The organism is Aeromonas sp. EERV15 (assembly GCF_900079845.1).
GTDB lineage: Bacteria > Pseudomonadota > Gammaproteobacteria > Enterobacterales > Aeromonadaceae > Aeromonas > Aeromonas sobria.
The window spans coordinates 139,860-158,371 of record NZ_FKKY02000006.1 but is presented as its reverse complement, the minus strand read 5'-3'; the positions used below and the strand labels follow the sequence as shown (position 1 = coordinate 158,371).

The following is an 18,512-nucleotide window of genomic DNA, read 5'->3' as shown; positions in this document are numbered from 1 at the left end:
TTGGCAATAGATGAGAATAGTTTTCATTTAGTCTCATTCTAGCGGATACTCATCTCATCAACAGAGGGAGCCGCCATCATGAAAAAAACCATCAGCTTTGCCATCCTGCACTTTATCGTTGCCTTTACCGTGGCCTACCTGCTGACCGGTGAGCTGCTGACCGCCAGCCTGATCGCCCTGATCGAGCCCGCCGTCAACACGGTCGCCTTCTACTTTCATGACCTTGGCTGGCACAAGTTCAAGCCAAACCACAGCCTGCAGGCCAAGACCAGCAGCTTCGCACTGGTGCACTTCAGCATCGCCTTCGGGGTTGCCTTCCTGCTGAGCGGCGAGCTGCTCACCGGTGGCGTGATGGCGGCGATCGAACCGGCCATCAATACCGTGGTGTTCTTCTTCCACGAGCGGCTGTGGCGTAGCCGCCAGCAACTGGCGCTGGCCTAAGCAACGGCGGCACACCAAGCAGCTGCGCCAAACCAAGCAACTGCGCCTAACCAAGCAACTGGATAACTCGCCCCTCGGCCCCGGCGTTACCCGCACAAAAAACCCGACATTCTGGCAAGGAAGGTCGGGTTTTTCACATCAGTAAAAACCGTTGACTGGATGCATCACCCGATGCCCCCATCAGGTCTTATCAGGCTTTCTTGCAGAGTGGATCCACGATATAGGCGCTCTGATCAAACTTCTGCCAGGCACCGGTGCCGACACCATCGACCACCAGAATGGAGACAACGCCGAAATCGATAAAGATCCCGAGCAGGGTGGTGGCGTCAAACGACTTGGAGACCGGGATGCTCACCGAGTAGCAGTCGGCACGCCTGACCGTGATGATGTAGTTCTCTTTCTTCTTGAACGAGGTGATCACATTGCCATGGCCCAGCAGCATATCGTTGACGTAAATCTCCGCATCCGGATCCTGACTGCGGATAGAAACCTGTTGGCTGGTGCCATTGAACATGGCGGCGCAACCGGACAGCGTGATAGCCAACAAGGCCCCCATCAAAAACCTGAACATATTTTTAGCCTGCTTGTTATAAACAAAAGCTGGCAATCTAGCACGTCACTTGAGGCGGAGCGAAAGCGCAATGCCACCCACTGGGCGTTCGCTCAAAATAGCGACGCCTCCGCGCTGTTGTTAACCCGTTATTGTCTCAGCCAACAACAAACGCCTCCGCGCCAGAGTGAGCTATGCCACAACCGCCCCTCCCCCTGCAAAAAGCGCTCGGCGCCTCTGCTGCATTGCCCTGTAGAGTGTGCTGTAGTAGGCAACGCCCCTCTTTTTGCTGGAATCTATGATGAACAAGACCTTGCTTGCCACCCTGCTGTTTGCCCCTCTGCTGGCCAGCGCTGCGACCCCCTCCTTTGACTGCGGCAAAGCAGCCGGAGCGGTCGAAACCCTGATCTGCAAGGATGCCGGACTGGCAGCCCTTGATAACGAATTGGCGGTCCTCTATCCCAAGGCGATTGCTGCGCTCTCTCCCGAACAGCTCAAGACCGAGCGCGCCATGCAGCGCGGCTGGATCAAGGGTCGCAACGACTGCTGGAAGGGGCAGGATCTGCGCCAGTGCGTGGAGGATAACTACCTGCTGCGGCTCACCGAGCTGCAGATCAGCGGCGGCCAACTGATGGTGCCAACCCCGGTCAACTACCAGTGCGGCCAGCACGTCATGCTCTCCACCTACTTCTATAACGATGCCAAGCTACCGGTCGCGGTGATCAACCTGAGCGAGGGCGACAAGCAGCAACAAGTGCTCGCCTATGAAGCCCCCAGCGCCAGCGGCGCCCGTTATGAAGGGCAAAACCTCACCTTCTTCACCAAAGGGGACGAAGCCACGCTGGAGCGTTACGGCCAGCCAACCCTCACCTGCACAGAGACCCCGACCAAGGATTGAACCTGATACGGAGCGGCACTGCCGCTCCGCTTCTTTGAAAAAGCAAACATCGAAAGCGGCGAGCAACAGTAAACCGCGCCTTCTACATCACGCCCTGCCAACCCTTCACCTTCCCGCGCAAGACCCGCACCATCCCACCAACTGGCGATCAAACGGCCTTACTCATTAATTTATTGATCTTGCTCAGGAATCCGCCATCTCCCCCTTTCCCTCCGCCTGCCCGCCGCTAATATACCCGATTGGCAACACACACCTCGTCGGAGTCTCCCATGAGCCATGCCAACCCCATCCCGTTGGTTAAAGGCAGCAGACTGGAGGCTGAAATTCAGGGGCGGTAGCCATGCCAAATTTTGCCCAGCCCCTTTTTGTCAAAGCAAAGCGACCGGCAAGCCGGTGGCCCATCCACAACATTCAAATCAAGGTGGTGTATGGAAACACAAACTCTGCATCGCGGTCGGCTGATCGACCATATCCAGCTGGTGGTGAGGGATCTGACCGCCAGCCAGCGCTTTTACACAGCCACCCTGGCCAGCCTCGATATTCCATTGGGCGGCACAGGTGACGGCTACTTCTGGGCGGACGAACTGTTTGTCACCGTTGTCGATAGCCCCGCCGCGCTGGGGGTACTGACCGGCCGCCATCATCTCGCCTTTCAGGCGCAAGACAACGCCATGGTGGATCGCTTTTATCAAACCGCGCTGGCCCATGGTGGCCAAGATAACGGCGCTCCCGGCGAGCGCAATTATCACCCCGGCTATTACGCCGCCTTCGTCCTCGACCCGGACGGCAATAATATCGAAGCGGTTTATCACGGTGAGGCAAAGCGTAGTGTGGAGTCGGTGGAGATTCGGTTTTAGCAAGAAGGCAGAGTGATCCAAAAGGTGGGTGTCCTAATTGCCCGGAAACTAAGCCCGAAGCTGAACCTGATTTTGAACAGCTTCTGGCAATAATGGCTAACCAAAAAATGCAGTCGACGAAAAAACGCGAGGCTGATTTTGACGTTATATTTTTTAAGATGAGGAAATAAAATATGATGAGTGCTAGTTCAAGAGAACGCTGGAGTACTAAGACGATAACAACGATAACTATACTAGTATCAGTAATTTTGATAGCGACGTCACTTTTTTACACTCCCGAATATACGGATTGGAAAAATATCCAGATCAGCGTCGGTTGCTCAATATTAGCAAGTAACATCATAATGTTTTTAACTTCAGAATATATGCTGAGAAGTCAAAGAAGAGCTGAGATTATAGATCGTTGGGGAGTTGAGGCGATTTATGGAGCCAGATCAGAAATGAATGCTTCTACAAATATATCTCTATCAAAGTGTAAGGATACAGTAGAGATTGTGGCATTTGGTCTTAAGGCTTTTAGGGAAATGAAATCTGATGAGATGGAAAAACTTTTAGGTAAAGGGGTTAAAATTAAAATATTGACCCTAAATCCAGATTCAAAAATATTAGACTTAGTAGATGAACGAGAAGACCTAGTCGTAGGTTCTACCAGAAAATCTATAGAAAGCTTGGCTAGTTGGGTTGCGGAATTGAAAGGTAAATCAAATTGTTACGATATTGAAATCCGTTTCTACGATGCTTTACCTTTAGACTTTTATTTCAAAGTAGATGACAGAATTTATGTCGGACCTTATTTAAAAAACCTATCAAGTCAACAGACCATATCTTATGAGTTTTCGCGAGGAGAGGGCTATTCTTATTGGAGTAAGTATTTTGCCAAACTGTGGGAAGACTGTAAGTGATACGTAAACCCGATTACGAAAGAGGGCGTATCTTTATCAGCCCAATATTAGGCTGTAATGCGCAATGTCACTTTTGCTATATATATGACAAAGGTTATACAACAAAAGCAGTAAAAAATGAATTTGATATAGAACAAGTTATTCTATATTTGGAATCACATGAATTTTTTCAGATGGGTAAAGATGGCTCAATTATTTCTATAGGTGCTTGGGGAGATCCATTTCCAAGATATAATCAAAATTTATGTCATCATTCGATGAACTGGTTAAAGAGGCTTGCAAACTTAGGTAACCCTATTCAAATAATGAGCCGATATGAGTTGCATCAGGAGATTTTGAGTGAAATCATTTTCATAAATCAATACTATGGACATATAATGTACTCTACTTCGATTAGTTCAATTGAAAATTTTAGAGTTATTGAACCATACTCTGATACACCCGACAGTAGGTTAAAAAGCATTAGGGTTCTCAATAACTCTGGTGTTGCCACTAATGTTATGATTAAGCCATTCATTCAAGGCATTACTGATTTAGAAGCAAGTCAAATAGCTCAAGCCTTGATTTTGAATGGTATTAGACATTGTGTTGTAGGCGACTTGCTTCTAGATGAAACAATTAAAGGTAAGTTGATTCCTATTGCTGTGCTACCTGCTTTTACTAAAGAAAAATCAGATAAACAGGTGCTCGATTGTACTTCTGGTGAAAGTTATGAACTTAATACATCCGCTGAAATGAATGCATTTTGTAATGCATTGTCTTACTTAGGTATTAGGGTTTTTAAAAAATCCAGTTGTGTAAACTCATTTATTTTAGGTAAACCTAACCCAGCAAATTATATTGAATCAGATCCTCATGGTTATTGTATAAAGTGTGGTGTTTGCGAATAAAAATATAACAAGCACTTCAAGAGTGACAACCAACTCGTGGCATTTTGACTATGCGTTAGTTTTTGTGATTACAGTGTTATGGGGTAAGTTTGTAGTAGCGTTGCCTGCCCCTTAAGCGGGCGTTAGCTGTTATTTAGAAGAATAAAAGTATCCCGTCAAAAGTTAAAAAAATCCAAAATGATGGAAAAGGTACTCACTTCAGCATTTTTATCAACGACTATTTGATTCATTATGTATTTAGCCCGTAGGCTCGATTAGCGAAGCGTAATCGGACGTTCGCGATACAAATATTTCGTGATAGTGCCAGTTGCCTTTAAAGACCGACTTTCACGCTGTCTCATTTTTCACCTGTATCTTTGCTGGCGTAACACATCACAAGGATATTTATGAAGCCTGACTTAACCGGCACTCGGGTTGTATTGCGCACCATTGGCCCGCAGGATGCTGCCGATCTGTTCGAGATGTATGGCAATCCACTGACCATGAAGTTTGCCTCTGATCCCTGCTTTACCTCCCTCGCCATGGTGACGCAGATGATGGCGAGCGTGGTGCGGCTGGAGCAAACGGGTGAGTCGCTGGAGTGGGCGATTGTCGAGCGGAAGTGCAACAAGGTGATCGGCACCTGCGGCCTGCACAGTTTCAACGAGGCGGGCCACTGCTGCGAGGTGGGCTGCCTGCTTAATGCCGCATACTGGCGCAGAGGGTTTATGTCGGAAGCGCTGGGATTGCTGTTCGCCCACGCCTACACACTGGGAGTCACCTGCCTCACCGCAGATATCGATGCAGATAACGTCAGCTCTATCGCCCTGTTTGAAAAGCTGGGCTTCAAGGCGCATGCAGGGCGCTATCAGCGCATGCTCCCCTTTGTCTGACCCGAGACTAAAGGCACAACGCCCTCGCCTCTCAGGCCGTTGTGGCAGGGTCAGGCATAAAAAAAACCGGAACCCAAGGGTTCCGGTTTTTTCATTCCAGCCGAGGCTGGCAAACCAGCAAATTAAGCCTGGTTTTTAACTTCTTTCAGACCGCGGAAAGGAGCTTTGGCACCCAGAGCTTCTTCGATACGGATCAGCTGGTTGTACTTGGCAACACGGTCAGAACGGCTCATGGAACCGGTCTTGATCTGGCCAGCAGCAGTACCAACAGCCAGGTCGGCGATGGTCGCGTCTTCGGTCTCACCGGAACGGTGGGAGATGACGGCAGTGTAGCCAGCGTCTTTGGCCATCTTGATGGCAGCCAGAGTTTCGGTCAGGGAACCGATCTGGTTGAACTTGATCAGGATGGAGTTAGCAACACCGTTGTCGATACCGCGCTTCAGGATCTTGGTGTTGGTTACGAACAGGTCGTCACCAACGATCTGGATTTTCTTGCCCAGTTCAGCAGTCTGGTAAGCAAAACCGTCCCAGTCAGATTCGTCCAGGCCATCTTCGATGGAGACGATCGGGAACTTGGTGGTCAGGTCAGCCAGGTAGTCAGAGAAACCGTTGGAGGTGAAGATACGACCTTCGCCTTTCAGGTTGTACTCTTTCTTCTCTGCGTCGTAGAACTCGGAAGCAGCACAGTCCATCGCCAGAGTGATGTCGGTGCCCAGCTTGTAACCGGCAGCAGCAACGGCTTCAGCGATTACTTCCAGTGCTTCGGCGTTGGATTTCAGGTTAGGAGCGAAACCACCTTCGTCACCGACTGCAGTGTTGTAGCCCTTGGACTTCAGCACTTTGGCCAGGTTGTGGAACACTTCAGCGCCCATGCGGACAGCTTCTTTCAGGGTCTTGGCGCCAACCGGCTGGATCATGAACTCCTGGATGTCGACGTTGTTGTCGGCGTGCTCACCACCGTTGATGATGTTCATCATCGGCAGCGGCATGGAGTAAACACCCGCGGTGCCGTTCAGCTCAGCGATGTGAGCGTACAGCGGCATGCCTTTGGCAGCAGCGGCGGCTTTGGCGTTAGCCAGGGAAACAGCCAGGATGGCGTTGGCGCCAAACTTGGATTTGTTCTCGGTGCCGTCGAGGTCGATCATGATCTGGTCGATAGCGGCCTGGTCCTTGGCATCTTTACCCAGCAGAGCTTGAGCAATCGGGCCGTTTACGGCTTCGAGGGCTTTCAGAACGCCTTTACCCAGGAAACGGCTCTTGTCGCCGTCACGCAGTTCCAGCGCTTCGCGGGAACCGGTAGATGCGCCAGACGGAGCTGCTGCCATACCAACAAAACCACCTTCCAGGTGAACTTCGGCCTCAACGGTCGGGTTACCACGGGAGTCGATGATTTCACGACCGATTACTTTAACGATCTTGGACATGTGTATTTCCTCAGGTTTCGTAAAAAAACAACAAAAATATGCCAAAAAAAGCGGCTGTGGCACAGAGCCCCAACCGCATTTATTTTAAATTACTTCAAATTACGCTTCTGATACTCGCCTGCCGCCTTCACAAACCCGGCGAACAGAGCGTGGCCATCACGAGGAGTGGAAGTGAACTCCGGGTGGAACTGCGCTGCCACAAACCAGGGGTGATCCGGGATCTCGATAATTTCCACCAACTTCTTGTCGGCAGAGAGACCGGTCACTTTCAAACCGGCTGCTTCAATTTGCGGCAGCAGCTTGTTGTTCACTTCGTAACGGTGACGGTGACGCTCGTAAATGGTCGGGCTGCCGTACATCTGACGCACCTTGGAACCTTCGACCAGGTGGCAGAGCTGGGAACCCAGACGCATGGTGCCGCCCAGATCAGAGCCTTCGGTACGGGTCTCGACGTTACCTTCTTCATCAACCCACTCGGTGATGAGGCCGACAACCGGATAGGCACAATCTTTCTTGAACTCGGAAGAGTGCGCGCCAGCCATACCCGCGACGTTGCGAGCAAATTCGATCATGGCAACCTGCATGCCGAGGCAGATACCCAGGTAGGGGATCTTGTTCTCACGGGCATACTGGGCCGCCAGAATTTTGCCTTCCACGCCACGCTCACCGAAGCCACCCGGGACCAGAATCGCATCCAGACCTTCCAGCAGCTCGGAGCCACGGGTCTCGATATCCTGGGAGTCGATGTACTTGATGGTGACGGAAAGACGGGTCTTGAGACCACCGTGCTTGAGTGCTTCGTTGACCGACTTGTAGGCATCCGGCAGGGATACGTACTTGCCGACCATACCGATGGTCACTTCTGCAGTCGGGTTGGCCTCTTCGAAAACAACCTGTTCCCACTCGGACAGATCGGCTTCCTTGCACTCCAGACCGAAACGCTCGGTGAAGTAGGAGTCCAGATTCTGGGACTTGAGCAGTGCAGGGATCTTGTAGATGGAGTCGACGTCTTTCATGGAGATGACGGCGCGCTCTGGCACGTTGCAGAACAGGGCAATTTTGGCGCGCTCGTTGGCCGGAATGGCACGGTCAGAGCGGCAGATCAGCACATCAGGCTGAATACCGATGGAAAGCAGCTCTTTAACGGAGTGCTGGGTCGGCTTGGTCTTCACTTCACCGGCAGCCGCCAGGTAAGGCACCAGGGTCAGGTGCATGAACATGGCGTTGTTGCGGCCAACGATGGTCGCCAGCTGGCGAATCGCTTCGAGGAACGGCAGGGATTCGATGTCACCCACGGTGCCGCCCACTTCGACGATGGCAACCTGATGGCCTTCGGCACCGGCAATCACCCGCTCTTTGATGGCGTTGGTGATGTGCGGGATAACCTGAATGGTGGCACCCAGATAGTCACCACGGCGCTCTTTACGCAGTACATCGGCGTAGATACGGCCGGTGGTAAAGTTGTTGCGACGGGTCATCTTGGTGCGGATGAAACGCTCGTAGTGGCCCAAATCCAGATCGGTTTCGGCCCCGTCCTCGGTTACGAACACTTCACCATGCTGGGTCGGGCTCATGGTGCCCGGATCCACGTTGATATAGGGGTCCAGTTTCATGATGGTCACATCCAGACCACGGGCTTCCAGAATGGCCGCCAGAGAAGCTGCGGCAATGCCTTTGCCGAGGGATGAAACAACGCCACCAGTTACAAAAATATATTTTGTCGTCATGCTGAACCTGAAAGAAGTTTAGGGAGTTTTAAGGGGTGCTTCGGGGATGAAGCAGGACGGGGAAACAATATAGCAAAAACCCCTCTCCCAAACAATGAACAAAAATCTATCAGGCTCATCGTCACCCCATCTTGCGCCAAATCAATTTTGCTCGGTTTCCTTGGCCCGATCCCAGGCAGCATCGAGCTTTTCAAGGGTGCAATCGGTCATTTTCAAGCCTTCTGCGGCGATAAACTGCTCAACCTGACGAAAGCGCCGCTCGAACTTGCCATTGGCGCCTCGCAGCACCTGCTCCGGATCCTTGCCCAAATGGCGCACCAGATTGACGGTGGCAAACAGCAGGTCGCCGAGTTCATCGCTTACCCGCGCCTCGTCCACATCGGCCATCAACGCCTCTTCCATCACTTCGTCGATCTCTTCGTGGATCTTGTCCACCACCGGCCCGAGAGTCTTCCAGTCAAAGCCGACGGTGGCGCAGCGTTTCTGAATTTTTGCGGCGCGGGTCAAGGCGGGCAAGGAGAGCGGGATATCGTCCAGCACGCTCTCTTTATCAAGCGCAGCGCGTTCTTTGGCTTTTTCCGCTTCCCAATTGGCCTTCACTGCCTGCTCATTATCGAGGTCTGCATCAGAAAAGACGTGAGGATGGCGGCGAATGAGCTTTTCACTCACCGTATCGATGATATCGGCAAAATCGAACAGTCCTCGTTCCTTGCCAAGCTGGGCATAAAAGACCACCTGAAACAGCAGATCACCCAACTCCCCTTTCAATCCCTGCCAATCCTCGGTCTCGATGGCATCGGCCACTTCATAGGCCTCTTCCAGGGTGTGCGGCACTATGCTCTGGAAGTTCTGCTTCAGATCCCAGGGGCAACCGGTTTGCGGATCGCGCAGACGAGCCATGATGTCGAGCAGTTGGGGAAGGTCGTAACGTTGAGACATGGGCTACTCACTATCGATTCGTTAAAGGGGGATCAAGCAACATCAAGCCGCGCAGCCGGTCAATCTCATGTCGAGCAAGTGAGAGCGGTCGTAACGCTGGAACATGGGATCTTCGCTTGTTGATGCGTACCACAGGGGGAAAACAGTGACCGACCTGGCGGTCGGTCACGAGTTGGTTCTTGATGACAATCAGAGACGCTTGGCGCTGATCACATCGTTAAGCTGGCTGAGCTTGGCCAACGCCCGGTTGAAGGCGTTGATGTTGTAGATCTCCAGCTCCATGTCGATCTCGGCGGTCTGCTCACGCACATTCGAGCGCGAGCGCACCCCCATCACGTTGATCTTCTCGTTAGCCAGCACTGTGGTGATATCGCGCAGCAAGCCGGAGCGATCGTTGGAGATGATCCGGATGGTGAGACCGTAGCCGCCGGAGTAGTTCTCCCCCCACACCGCATCGATCAGCCGCTCAGGGTTACGACGGCAGAGCTCCTTGAGCTGCTCGCAATCCTCCCGATGGATGGAGACGCCGCGCCCCATGGTGATGAAGCCCTGAATGGAGTCTCCCGGGATCGGCTGACAGCAGCGGGCGATATGGGTCATCAGGTTGCCGACCCCTTCCACGACTATGTGATCTTTGGGTTTGTGGCGCAGCGGCGCATTGGCCTTCTGTTCCAGCTTCTCCAGCAGACGGCGATCTTCTTCCTCCGCCGTCGGCTTGTTGTAGCAGGTGTCGAGATAGTTGAGCACCTGATTGATGCGGATATCGCCACTGCCAATCCCGGCCAGCAGATCGTCGGTGCTCTCCTGATTGAAGCGGCGCAGCATGTTGCCCTTGTCGATCTTGGACATGCTGAGGTTGTGGCGATCCAGCTCTTTCTCGAACAGCTCGCGACCGGCCACTATGTTCTTGTCCCGATCCAGCTTTTTGAACCAGGTCGCCACCTTGGCCCGCGCCCGGCTGGAGCGCAGGAAGCCGGAGTTGGGGTTCATCCAGTCGCGGCTCGGGTTCGGCTCCTTCTGGGTGATCACCTCGACCTGATCGCCGGTCTGCAACGCGTAGGTGAACGGCACGATGCGGCCATCAATTTTGGCACCAATGCAGCGGTGGCCGATCATGCTGTGGACGTGATAGGCAAAGTCGAGCGGAGTCGCACCTGCTGGCAAGTCGATCACATCCCCTTTCGGGGTGAAGACGTAGACCCGATCTTCGAACACCTGACTGCGCAGATCCTCGAGCAGGGAACCACTCTCGGAAAGATCCTCCTGCCAGGCAAGCAGCTTGCGCAGCCACTCGATCTTGTCTTCGAAGTTGTTGGCCTTGTTGACCGCATGGGCCCCTTCCTTGTAGCGCCAGTGAGCCGCCACGCCGAGTTCCGCATCCTGATGCATCTGATCGGTACGGATCTGGATCTCGACGGTCTTGCCCTCGGGCCCGACCACCACGGTATGGATCGACTGGTAACCGTTGGGTTTGGGGTTGGCGACATAGTCGTCAAACTCGCGGGGAATATGGTGGAAGTGGGTATGAACGATGCCGAGCGCCGCATAACAATCCTGCAGCCGCTTGGTGACTACCCGCACCGCACGCACGTCGAACAGCTCGTTGAATTCGAGGTGTTTTTTCTGCATCTTGCGCCAGATGCTGTAGATGTGTTTCGGACGACCGTTGACTTCAGCCTCGACCCCCGCCTCTTTGAGGCCATCCCGCAGGGATTGCACAAACTCGCGGATGTAACGCTCCCGATCAAGACGCTTTTCATCGAGCTGCTTGGCGATCTGCTTGTAGGTGTCCGGGTGCAGGTAACGGAAGGCGAGATCTTCCAGTTCCCACTTGAGCTGGCCGATGCCGAGCCGGTTGGCCAGCGGCGCATAGATGTTGGTGATCTCCTGAGCCATCAAGACCCGGGTCTCTTCATCCGCTTTTTTTGCTTCCCGCAGGCAGGCGATCCGCTCCGCCAGCTTGATCACCACGGCGCGCACATCCTCGACCATGGCGAGCAACATGCGGCGCACGTTATCGACCTGTTCCGGCGAGGTTTCACTACGATGGAGGGTCTGCAGGGAGCGAATCGCTTCCATCTCCAGCACCCCTTCCACCAACTTGGCGATCTTGGGGCCGAAGTCTTCGTCCATCCGCTCCTGGCTGATGAGACCCGCCTCGACGAAGGGATAGATGATCGCAGCCTTGAGGGTGCCGAGATCCATGCTGAGCATCAACAAGATGCCCGCCATCTCGACGCCACGCACCAGCAGGCGACTGGTGAGGGCTTCGTCTCCGAGCGTCAAACAATACTGGTAAACAGTTCGCAGCTGATCTTTGTCACTGTCACTGAGTGCGAGTGAGCCAACCCACTCCTCCAGAGTGAAGTTATCTTTCAAATGAATATCGCGAACCGCCACCATGGTATCAATCCTTTAAATTATCGGGCCGAAAGCTAACGCTTTCTCTCCTCATGAGACTGCGTCAAATGGGGATGTTTGGGAGGCTTTTCAAGGCATATTGTCAAAAAAGACAATAGAGTAGCCCCACCGGCCCTACCTATGTACGAGTGCCTAGCTTACCCCAATCACGACAGCCCAAACAGCGCCAAGCTGTCACACTGGGTGAGCTTTTGTCGCTCTCGCGCAACCGAACCAAAGACGCCAGATGGCCGCGGTGGCGCATCTGGGCATCCGTTTCCTAGATCCGCTCAAACAGCGCCATGGATTCCAGATGGCCTGTGTGAGGGAACATGTCGAGCATGCCGAGACGCACCAGACGGTAGCCCCCTTTCACCAGCACCTGACTGTCGCGAGCCAGGGTGACCGGGTTACAGGAGACATAGACCACCCGCTTGGGGGAAAGTTTCACTACGTGCCCCATCACTTCCAGCGCACCGGGGCGAGCCGGATCCAGCAGCACCAGATCAAACCCTTCCCGCGCCCAGGACATGCCGACGATGTCACCGCTCAGGTCCGCCTTGTAAAAACGGGCATTGGTGATGCCGTTGCGGCGGGCGTTCTCTTCAGCCCGCTGCACCATGGCCAGCTCACCTTCGACACCGACCACTTCCCGGGCCTGATGGGCCAGTGGCAAGGTGAAGTTACCTATGCCGCAGAACAGATCGAGCACCTTGTCATCTTTGGTCGCGCCGAGCCATGCCAACGCCTGCTCCACCATGCTCTGGTTGATCGGGCCATTGACCTGAATGAAATCACCGGGAACAAATGCAAGAGACAGGCCATCCAGTGAGTAGGACGGGGAAAATTGTTGCTGCAGCGCTTCGATACGCTCATCCGCCGCCTGCAGGTAGAGGTCGATCCCCTGCGCCTGGGCAAACGCCACCAGCAGGGCGCGATCCGCCTCATTGGGGCGACCGGTATGGCGCAGCAGCATCAAAATCCCCTGCTCGGCCTGGATAAGCTCGGCGTGGCCCAGCTCGCGCTGGCTCTTGAGCCGGTTGAGGCACTCACGCAGCGGCGGGATAAGTGCCGAGAGCGGTGCAGTCAGCACCGGGCAGCCGTCGATTTCAACCAAATCGTTGCTGTTGCGACGGCGAAAACCGACCCGGGTGCAGCGACCATTCTTGTCAAATTTGATGGCCAGTCGACAGACCCGGCGGTAGGCACGATCTTCACCGGTCAGTACCGGATCCAGTGCCGGGGCCTGAATATTGCCCAACCGCTCGAACAGACTGACCAGTCCCGCCGCCTTGGCACTCTGCTGATCGGCTACTGACATCTGCTGGGCATTGCAACCGCCGCACTCGCGGAAGTGGCTGCAGAAGGGGGCAATGCGATTAGCCGCTGGCGTCACCACTTGTTGCAACGCCGCGTGGCCATATTGTTTCTTGTCTTCGGTGATGCGAGCCTTGACGACCTCGCCGGGCAGCGCCCCTTCAACGAAGATCGCCTTACCCTGGTGACGACCAATACCGACGCAATGATGATCCAGACTGCCTATCGTAAATTCAATACGTTGGAGCTGGGTTGACTTCTTTTGGGGCTTGAAAAACTGGGCCATAAAACTTGGTGCCTATAGGTGGCTATGTCATGATTGTGGAATCTGCAGCTGGGTATTGTCCCACAAGAATAATAGTATGACCAAATACGGCCACAGAGCCCGTGTATTGCCATCGACCCTATCGCCAATCCAGTTCACTGGTGACCTGTTCGTATGACCAAATATGGCCTGAGAGCACGCGTTCTCGCCTTTACCATTTTGCCCACCCTGATCATCGGTGGCCTGATGGCCGGTTACTTTACCTTCCACCGCTATCAGCAGTTGGAAAACAACCTCATCGATCAGGGGATCAACATCATTGAACCCTTGGCGATTGCCAGTGAATATGGCATGACCCAGCACAGCCGCGAGTCCCTCAAGCGGCTGATTGGCCTGACCCACCGCAAAAATTCTCCGCTGATCAAGTCCATCGCTGTCTTCACCCAGGACAACCAGCTGTTCGTCACCTCGAACTATCACCGGGATTTCACCCGCCTCAGATTGCCAGATGGGGTGCCGATCCCGGATCTGACCAGCATCACCTTGCAGGGGGACGACATCATTTTGCGTACCCCGATCCAGGCCGAAACCAGCATGGACGGTTTCCCGCTGCCCAGCGATGCCGAGCCACCGATGATCGGCTATATCGCGATGCAGATGACCACAGATCGGGCCATGCTACTGCAGTACCGCGATACCTTCTTCGCCATCATCATGGTGATCATCGGCGTCGCCTTCAGCACCCTGTTTGGTTTCCGGCTGGTCAAGAGCGTGACCCAGCCCATCACCCACATGGTGCAGGCGGTGCACAAGATCAGGGAAGGGCGGCTCGATACCCGGGTCAGCGGCCAGCTCACCGGCGAGCTGGATATGCTGAAAAACGGCATCAACGCCATGGCCAAGGCGCTCTCCGAATATCACGAAGAGATGCAACAGAATATCGATCAGGCCACCTCTGACTTACGCGAAACCCTGGAGCAGATCGAGATCCAGAACGTCGAGCTCGACATGGCCAAAAAACGGGCGCAGGAGGCAGCGCGGGTCAAATCAGAGTTTCTGGCCAACATGTCTCACGAGCTACGCACCCCGCTCAACGGGGTCATCGGCTTCACCCGCCAGTTGCTGAAAACCAGCCTGACCCCGAGCCAAACCGACTACATGCAGACCATCGAGAAGTCGGCGCGCAACCTGCTTGGCATCATAAACGACATCCTCGACTTCTCGAAGCTGGAGGCGGGAAAGCTGCAGCTGGAGCACATTCCATTCAGCCTGCGCGACACCCTCAACGAAACCATGCACCTGCTCGGCCCCAGTGCCCACGACAAACAGCTGGAGCTTTCGCTACGGGTGGATGCGAACGTACCAGACACCCTCACCGGTGACCCCATGCGGCTACAACAGGTGTTGACCAACCTCACTGGCAACGCCATCAAGTTCACCGAGCAGGGCAACGTAGATGTCCATATCGAACAGATCGGCAGCGGCCACCACAAGGTGAGACTCAACGTCCAGATCAGCGATACCGGCATCGGCATTTCGCCAGAGCAACAGCGCCAGCTATTCCAGGCTTTTAACCAGGCCGACTCCTCCATCTCTCGCCGCTACGGCGGCACCGGGCTTGGCCTCGTCATCACCCAGAAGCTGGTACAGCAGATGGGTGGCCAGATCCGTTTTGAATCGGTACTGGACCAGGGCTCGACCTTCTCGTTCAGTCTGGATGTGGAGGTCTCACCGCTGCCTCAAACCGACCAGCTGCCGCTGGATCGTATTCAGGGTAAACGGCTCTGGCTGCTGGAGCCGGACGCCTTCGCCCAGGCCTCGCTGCTTGCGCTGCTGGCCGAGTGGCAGCTCGACGTACACCCCTTGGCAATTGACGCCCCCTGGCCTGAAATGAGCGAGCAGGATATGGTGCTGATCGGCAGCAGCACCCGACACATACCGCAGCAAGTGCTCCAGCGGCTCGATAGCCTGAGCGGTCAGCAGCAGAACACCATAGTGCTGCTGAGCAGCCACGAACCGGCGCTCTATGAAGCTATGCTGGCCCACGGCGCCCAGCACTGCCTCTCCAAACCGGTCAACCATCGCAAGCTGCTGCACGCCCTGCTCTCACCGGAAGCAAGCCGCCACAAACTGCCAGCGCAGCCCGCCCACCACCCATTGCAGCCGATCAAGGTGCTGGCGGTGGATGACAACGCCGCCAACCTCAAGCTGATCGCCGCCATGCTCAAGGAGATGGTCAGCCAGGTGGTGGTGTGCAAAAACGGCAAAGAGGCGGTCAAACAGGCCCGCAGCCAGCCATTCGACATCATCTTTATGGATATCCAGATGCCGATCATGGATGGCATCAGCGCCACCCAGGCGATCCGCAACCAGTCCCTCAACACCACCACCCCGATCGTGGCGGTGACCGCCCACGCCATTCCCGGTGAACGGGAGCGGTTGATCCGCCAGGGGATGGATGACTATCTGACCAAGCCCATCGACGAGAGCATGTTGGCCCAGCTCATCACCGATTTTGCCCATCGCCGTCACCAGAATGACGGTGCCCAGCAGATCGACTGGGCACTGGCGGTGCGTCAGGCGGCGGGGAAAGAGGAGCTCGCCAAAGAGATGCTGGCCATGCTGCTCGCCAGTTTCGACGAAGTCGAGCCAGTGCTGGATGCCGCGCTGGCGAGTGAAATTGCCGATGAGGAGGTGTTGACCCAGATCCACCGCCTTAACGGTGGTTGCGCCTACTCCGGGGTGCCCGGCTTGCAGCGGCTACTCTCCCAGCTGGAGCAGCAACTGCGGGACGGCATGGTGGTCAGCGAGCTGGAGCCCGAACTGCTGGAGCTGCAGGATGCGCTGGAACTGGTGCGTCAGGAGGCACCCCGCTATCTTCCCTGAAGCAAATTTGCTTGATTGAAACTGTATCGGTCCCCGCTTTTTCTGACGCGGGGGCCGCCAGATGGTAAAGTTGCGCCGTTTAAACAGGAGTCATCATGACCAACAACGATATTCTGCGCCGTCTGCGCTACGCCCTCACCATCAGCAACGATGAGATGGTCGACATGTTCGCCAAAGGCAACTTGCCGGTCACCCACACCGATCTGCACAGCTGGCTGATGAAAGAAGCGGCGGAAGGGGAAGAGCAAGAAGCAGGCTATGTTGCCTGCCCCGATGCGGCCCTGAGCCAATTTCTGGATGGCTTCATCATCGCCCGCCGTGGTGTGCGAGCAGATGCCCCCGCCCAGGTGATCCCGAACCGGATCAACAACAACCTGATCCTGCGCAAGCTGCGCATTGGCCTCAACTACAAAGAAGAGGATATGCTCGGCACCCTCAAACTCGCCGACTTCAGCCTCTCCAAATCCGAGCTCAGTGCCCTGTTCCGCTCCAAGGATCACAAGCACTATCAGGATTGCGGGGATCAGATCCTGCGCAACTTCCTGATCGGCCTCACTGCCAAGTACCGCGGCTAACAAGCAGCGCGGCTGACCGAGCAGAGCCTTCGACATGCACCAGCGACTCACTCTTACCACGCTCACCGGACCGGCTGCAGCAGGGGGATGGCGCTGGTGCTTGTTACTCCCCCTCTTCTTCCTGTTGCTGGGTGGCTGCACTCCGGCCGGGTATCAGCTCTCTACCCGCTATCAAAGTGCCAACCAGAACGCCCGCATCGCCTTTCTGATCCTCCATTACACCGACGAAGATGATGCCAACTCCCTGCGCCTGCTGACCGAGCCGGAGCACAAGGTGAGCGCCCACTACCTGATCCCCCGCGAAAACCGCGAGACCCCGCTGCCGATCTATCAGCTGGTGCCGGACAGCGAACGCGCCTGGCATGCAGGGCGAAGCCGCTGGCACCAATATGCCGGGCTCAATGCCAGCTCCCTTGGCATCGAGATCGTCAACCTCGGCTATCCACCGCAAGATGAGCAGCTGGCCCCCGAAGCGCGGCGCTGGCAACCCTACACCCCGGCGCAGATTGCCGCCGTCGGCGCCCTCAGTCAGGAGCTGGTCGCCCGCTACCAGATCCCGGCCACTCAGGTACTGGGCCACAGCGATGTCGCCCCCGAGCGCAAACAGGACCCTGGCCCCCACTTCCCCTGGCGCCAGCTCTATCTGGAATACGGGGTCGGTGCCTGGCCCGATGAAGCTCGGGTTGCCGCGCTGCTGGCCAGCCCCCTGCCTGAATGGGATGCGGCCATGTGGCAACAGCAGCTGGCCCGCTATGGCTATGGCTTGCCCCAGACTGGCCAGTGGGATGAGCAGAGCCGCGCCGTCATGCGCGCCTTTCAGCTCCACTTTCGCGCCAGCAAGGTCGATAGCGAAGCAGACCGCGAATGTCAGGCCATCCTGATGGCGCTGCTCGAAAAATACGTCTCCTGATCCCCCCGCACGACTACGTACGGTTTGATAGCCATTAGCTATCAAACCGTTAGCCACGAGCGATTGTCCCTCTATTTTGCAAGGCGTTACTCTTACTGCGTTCCGAAAGACAATTTCAAACCGATTTCCACATCTGGAGGTGAATGATGAAAAGCCCGATTGGTCTTGATACTGCTCAATCACAAGTCCTGGCAGCCGAGTTGAACAAATTGCTGGCCAGCTACCAGATCCTCTACATGAACGTGCGCGGCTTCCACTGGAATATCCGTGGCAACCAGTTCTTCGAACTGCACCTGAAATTTGAAGAGATTTACAACGACCTGCTGCTGAAAGTCGATACCCTGGCCGAGCGGATCCTGACACTGGATAGCGTGCCCATGCACAGCTTCAGCGACTACCTGAAAGTCTCAGCCATCCCCGAGCAGAAGGGGCTGCACGATGGCCGCGCCTGTGTCGAATCGCTGCTGGAGAGCTTCCGTGAGCTACTGGTCGCCCAACGCCGTATTTTGGGCCAGGCTGCCGAAGCCGGTGATGAGGGCACCGCCTCCATCCTCTCCGACTATGTGCAGCAGCAGGAAAAACTGGTCTGGATGCTGCGTGCTTATCTGGCCTAACCCATTGTTAAATTGAGTTTTGTTGCAAACCTGAGTTGTCTCTCC

The 18,512-nt window shown here is 55.2% G+C and carries 16 protein-coding genes; 10 read left to right on the top strand and 6 right to left on the bottom strand.

All coding sequences use genetic code 11. The annotated features are described in order from the left end of the window. Positions 1–78 precede the first annotated feature (78 nt). On the top strand, positions 79–441 hold the full coding sequence (locus tag BN4575_RS07240) for a DUF2061 domain-containing protein (RefSeq protein WP_068977701.1): 363 nt from the start codon (positions 79–81) through the stop codon (positions 439–441). Between the two features lie 190 nt (positions 442–631). Here BN4575_RS07240 and BN4575_RS07235 read toward each other — a convergent pair whose 3' ends face one another. After that, positions 632–1,012, bottom strand: a complete 381-nt coding sequence (locus tag BN4575_RS07235; protein WP_042023648.1) for a hypothetical protein — start codon at positions 1,010–1,012, stop codon at positions 632–634. Positions 1,013–1,292: 280 nt separating this feature from the next. Here BN4575_RS07235 and BN4575_RS07230 point away from each other — a divergent pair, with 280 nt between their 5' ends. The 5 genes from BN4575_RS07230 (at position 1,293) to BN4575_RS07215 (ending at position 5,410) form a co-directional block, all read left to right on the top strand. After that, positions 1,293–1,889 carry an MliC family protein gene (locus tag BN4575_RS07230; RefSeq protein WP_068977700.1) on the top strand — a complete coding sequence of 199 codons (597 nt, stop codon included), beginning with the start codon at positions 1,293–1,295 and terminating at the stop codon, positions 1,887–1,889. 428 nt (positions 1,890–2,317) lie between these two features. Next, a complete protein-coding gene (locus tag BN4575_RS07225; protein WP_068977699.1) occupies positions 2,318–2,746 on the top strand; it encodes a VOC family protein in 429 nt (142 codons plus the stop codon). A gap of 173 nt (positions 2,747–2,919) precedes the next feature. Continuing rightward, on the top strand, positions 2,920–3,648 hold the full coding sequence (locus BN4575_RS21690; RefSeq protein WP_141689742.1) for a hypothetical protein: 729 nt from the start codon (positions 2,920–2,922) through the stop codon (positions 3,646–3,648). Further along, a complete protein-coding gene (locus BN4575_RS21685; protein ID WP_141689741.1) occupies positions 3,645–4,538 on the top strand; it encodes a hypothetical protein in 894 nt (297 codons plus the stop codon). Before BN4575_RS21690 ends, BN4575_RS21685 begins: the two co-directional genes overlap by 4 nt. Positions 4,539–4,924: 386 nt before the next feature. Further along, on the top strand, positions 4,925–5,410 hold the full coding sequence (locus tag BN4575_RS07215; RefSeq protein WP_068977697.1) for a GNAT family N-acetyltransferase: 486 nt from the start codon (positions 4,925–4,927) through the stop codon (positions 5,408–5,410). Between the two features lie 122 nt (positions 5,411–5,532). Here BN4575_RS07215 and eno read toward each other — a convergent pair whose 3' ends face one another. The 5 genes from eno to rlmD all read right to left on the bottom strand — a co-directional run bounded on the left by eno (position 5,533) and on the right by rlmD (position 13,503). Next, a complete protein-coding gene (gene eno, locus BN4575_RS07210) occupies positions 5,533–6,834 on the bottom strand; it encodes a phosphopyruvate hydratase (protein WP_042023643.1) in 1,302 nt (433 codons plus the stop codon). Between the two features lie 89 nt (positions 6,835–6,923). Continuing rightward, positions 6,924–8,561 carry a glutamine hydrolyzing CTP synthase gene (gene pyrG / locus BN4575_RS07205; protein ID WP_068977696.1) on the bottom strand — a complete coding sequence of 546 codons (1,638 nt, stop codon included), beginning with the start codon at positions 8,559–8,561 and terminating at the stop codon, positions 6,924–6,926. Positions 8,562–8,702: 141 nt separating this feature from the next. Then, on the bottom strand, positions 8,703–9,500 hold the full coding sequence (gene mazG, locus BN4575_RS07200) for a nucleoside triphosphate pyrophosphohydrolase (protein WP_068977695.1): 798 nt from the start codon (positions 9,498–9,500) through the stop codon (positions 8,703–8,705). Positions 9,501–9,689: 189 nt separating this feature from the next. Next, positions 9,690–11,903, bottom strand: coding sequence for a GTP diphosphokinase (gene relA, locus BN4575_RS07195; protein ID WP_042023639.1), 2,214 nt, complete (start codon positions 11,901–11,903; stop codon positions 9,690–9,692). A gap of 277 nt (positions 11,904–12,180) precedes the next feature. Further along, on the bottom strand, positions 12,181–13,503 hold the full coding sequence (gene rlmD, locus BN4575_RS07190) for a 23S rRNA (uracil(1939)-C(5))-methyltransferase RlmD (protein WP_068977694.1): 1,323 nt from the start codon (positions 13,501–13,503) through the stop codon (positions 12,181–12,183). Between the two features lie 153 nt (positions 13,504–13,656). On the opposite strand from rlmD, the gene barA reads away from it, so the two are divergent. The 4 genes from barA to BN4575_RS07170 all read left to right on the top strand — a co-directional run bounded on the left by barA (position 13,657) and on the right by BN4575_RS07170 (position 18,467). Beyond that, positions 13,657–16,368, top strand: coding sequence for a two-component sensor histidine kinase BarA (gene barA / locus BN4575_RS07185; RefSeq protein WP_068977693.1), 2,712 nt, complete (start codon positions 13,657–13,659; stop codon positions 16,366–16,368). A gap of 95 nt (positions 16,369–16,463) precedes the next feature. Next, positions 16,464–16,943, top strand: a complete 480-nt coding sequence (locus tag BN4575_RS07180; protein WP_042023631.1) for a DUF1456 family protein — start codon at positions 16,464–16,466, stop codon at positions 16,941–16,943. Positions 16,944–16,977: 34 nt separating this feature from the next. Further along, positions 16,978–17,853 (top strand): N-acetylmuramoyl-L-alanine amidase, encoded by an 876-nt coding sequence (locus BN4575_RS07175; RefSeq protein WP_068977692.1) that lies wholly within the window; start codon positions 16,978–16,980, stop codon positions 17,851–17,853. 146 nt (positions 17,854–17,999) lie between these two features. Then, positions 18,000–18,467 carry a Dps family protein gene (locus BN4575_RS07170; protein WP_042023626.1) on the top strand — a complete coding sequence of 156 codons (468 nt, stop codon included), beginning with the start codon at positions 18,000–18,002 and terminating at the stop codon, positions 18,465–18,467. Positions 18,468–18,512: the final 45 nt, after the last annotated feature.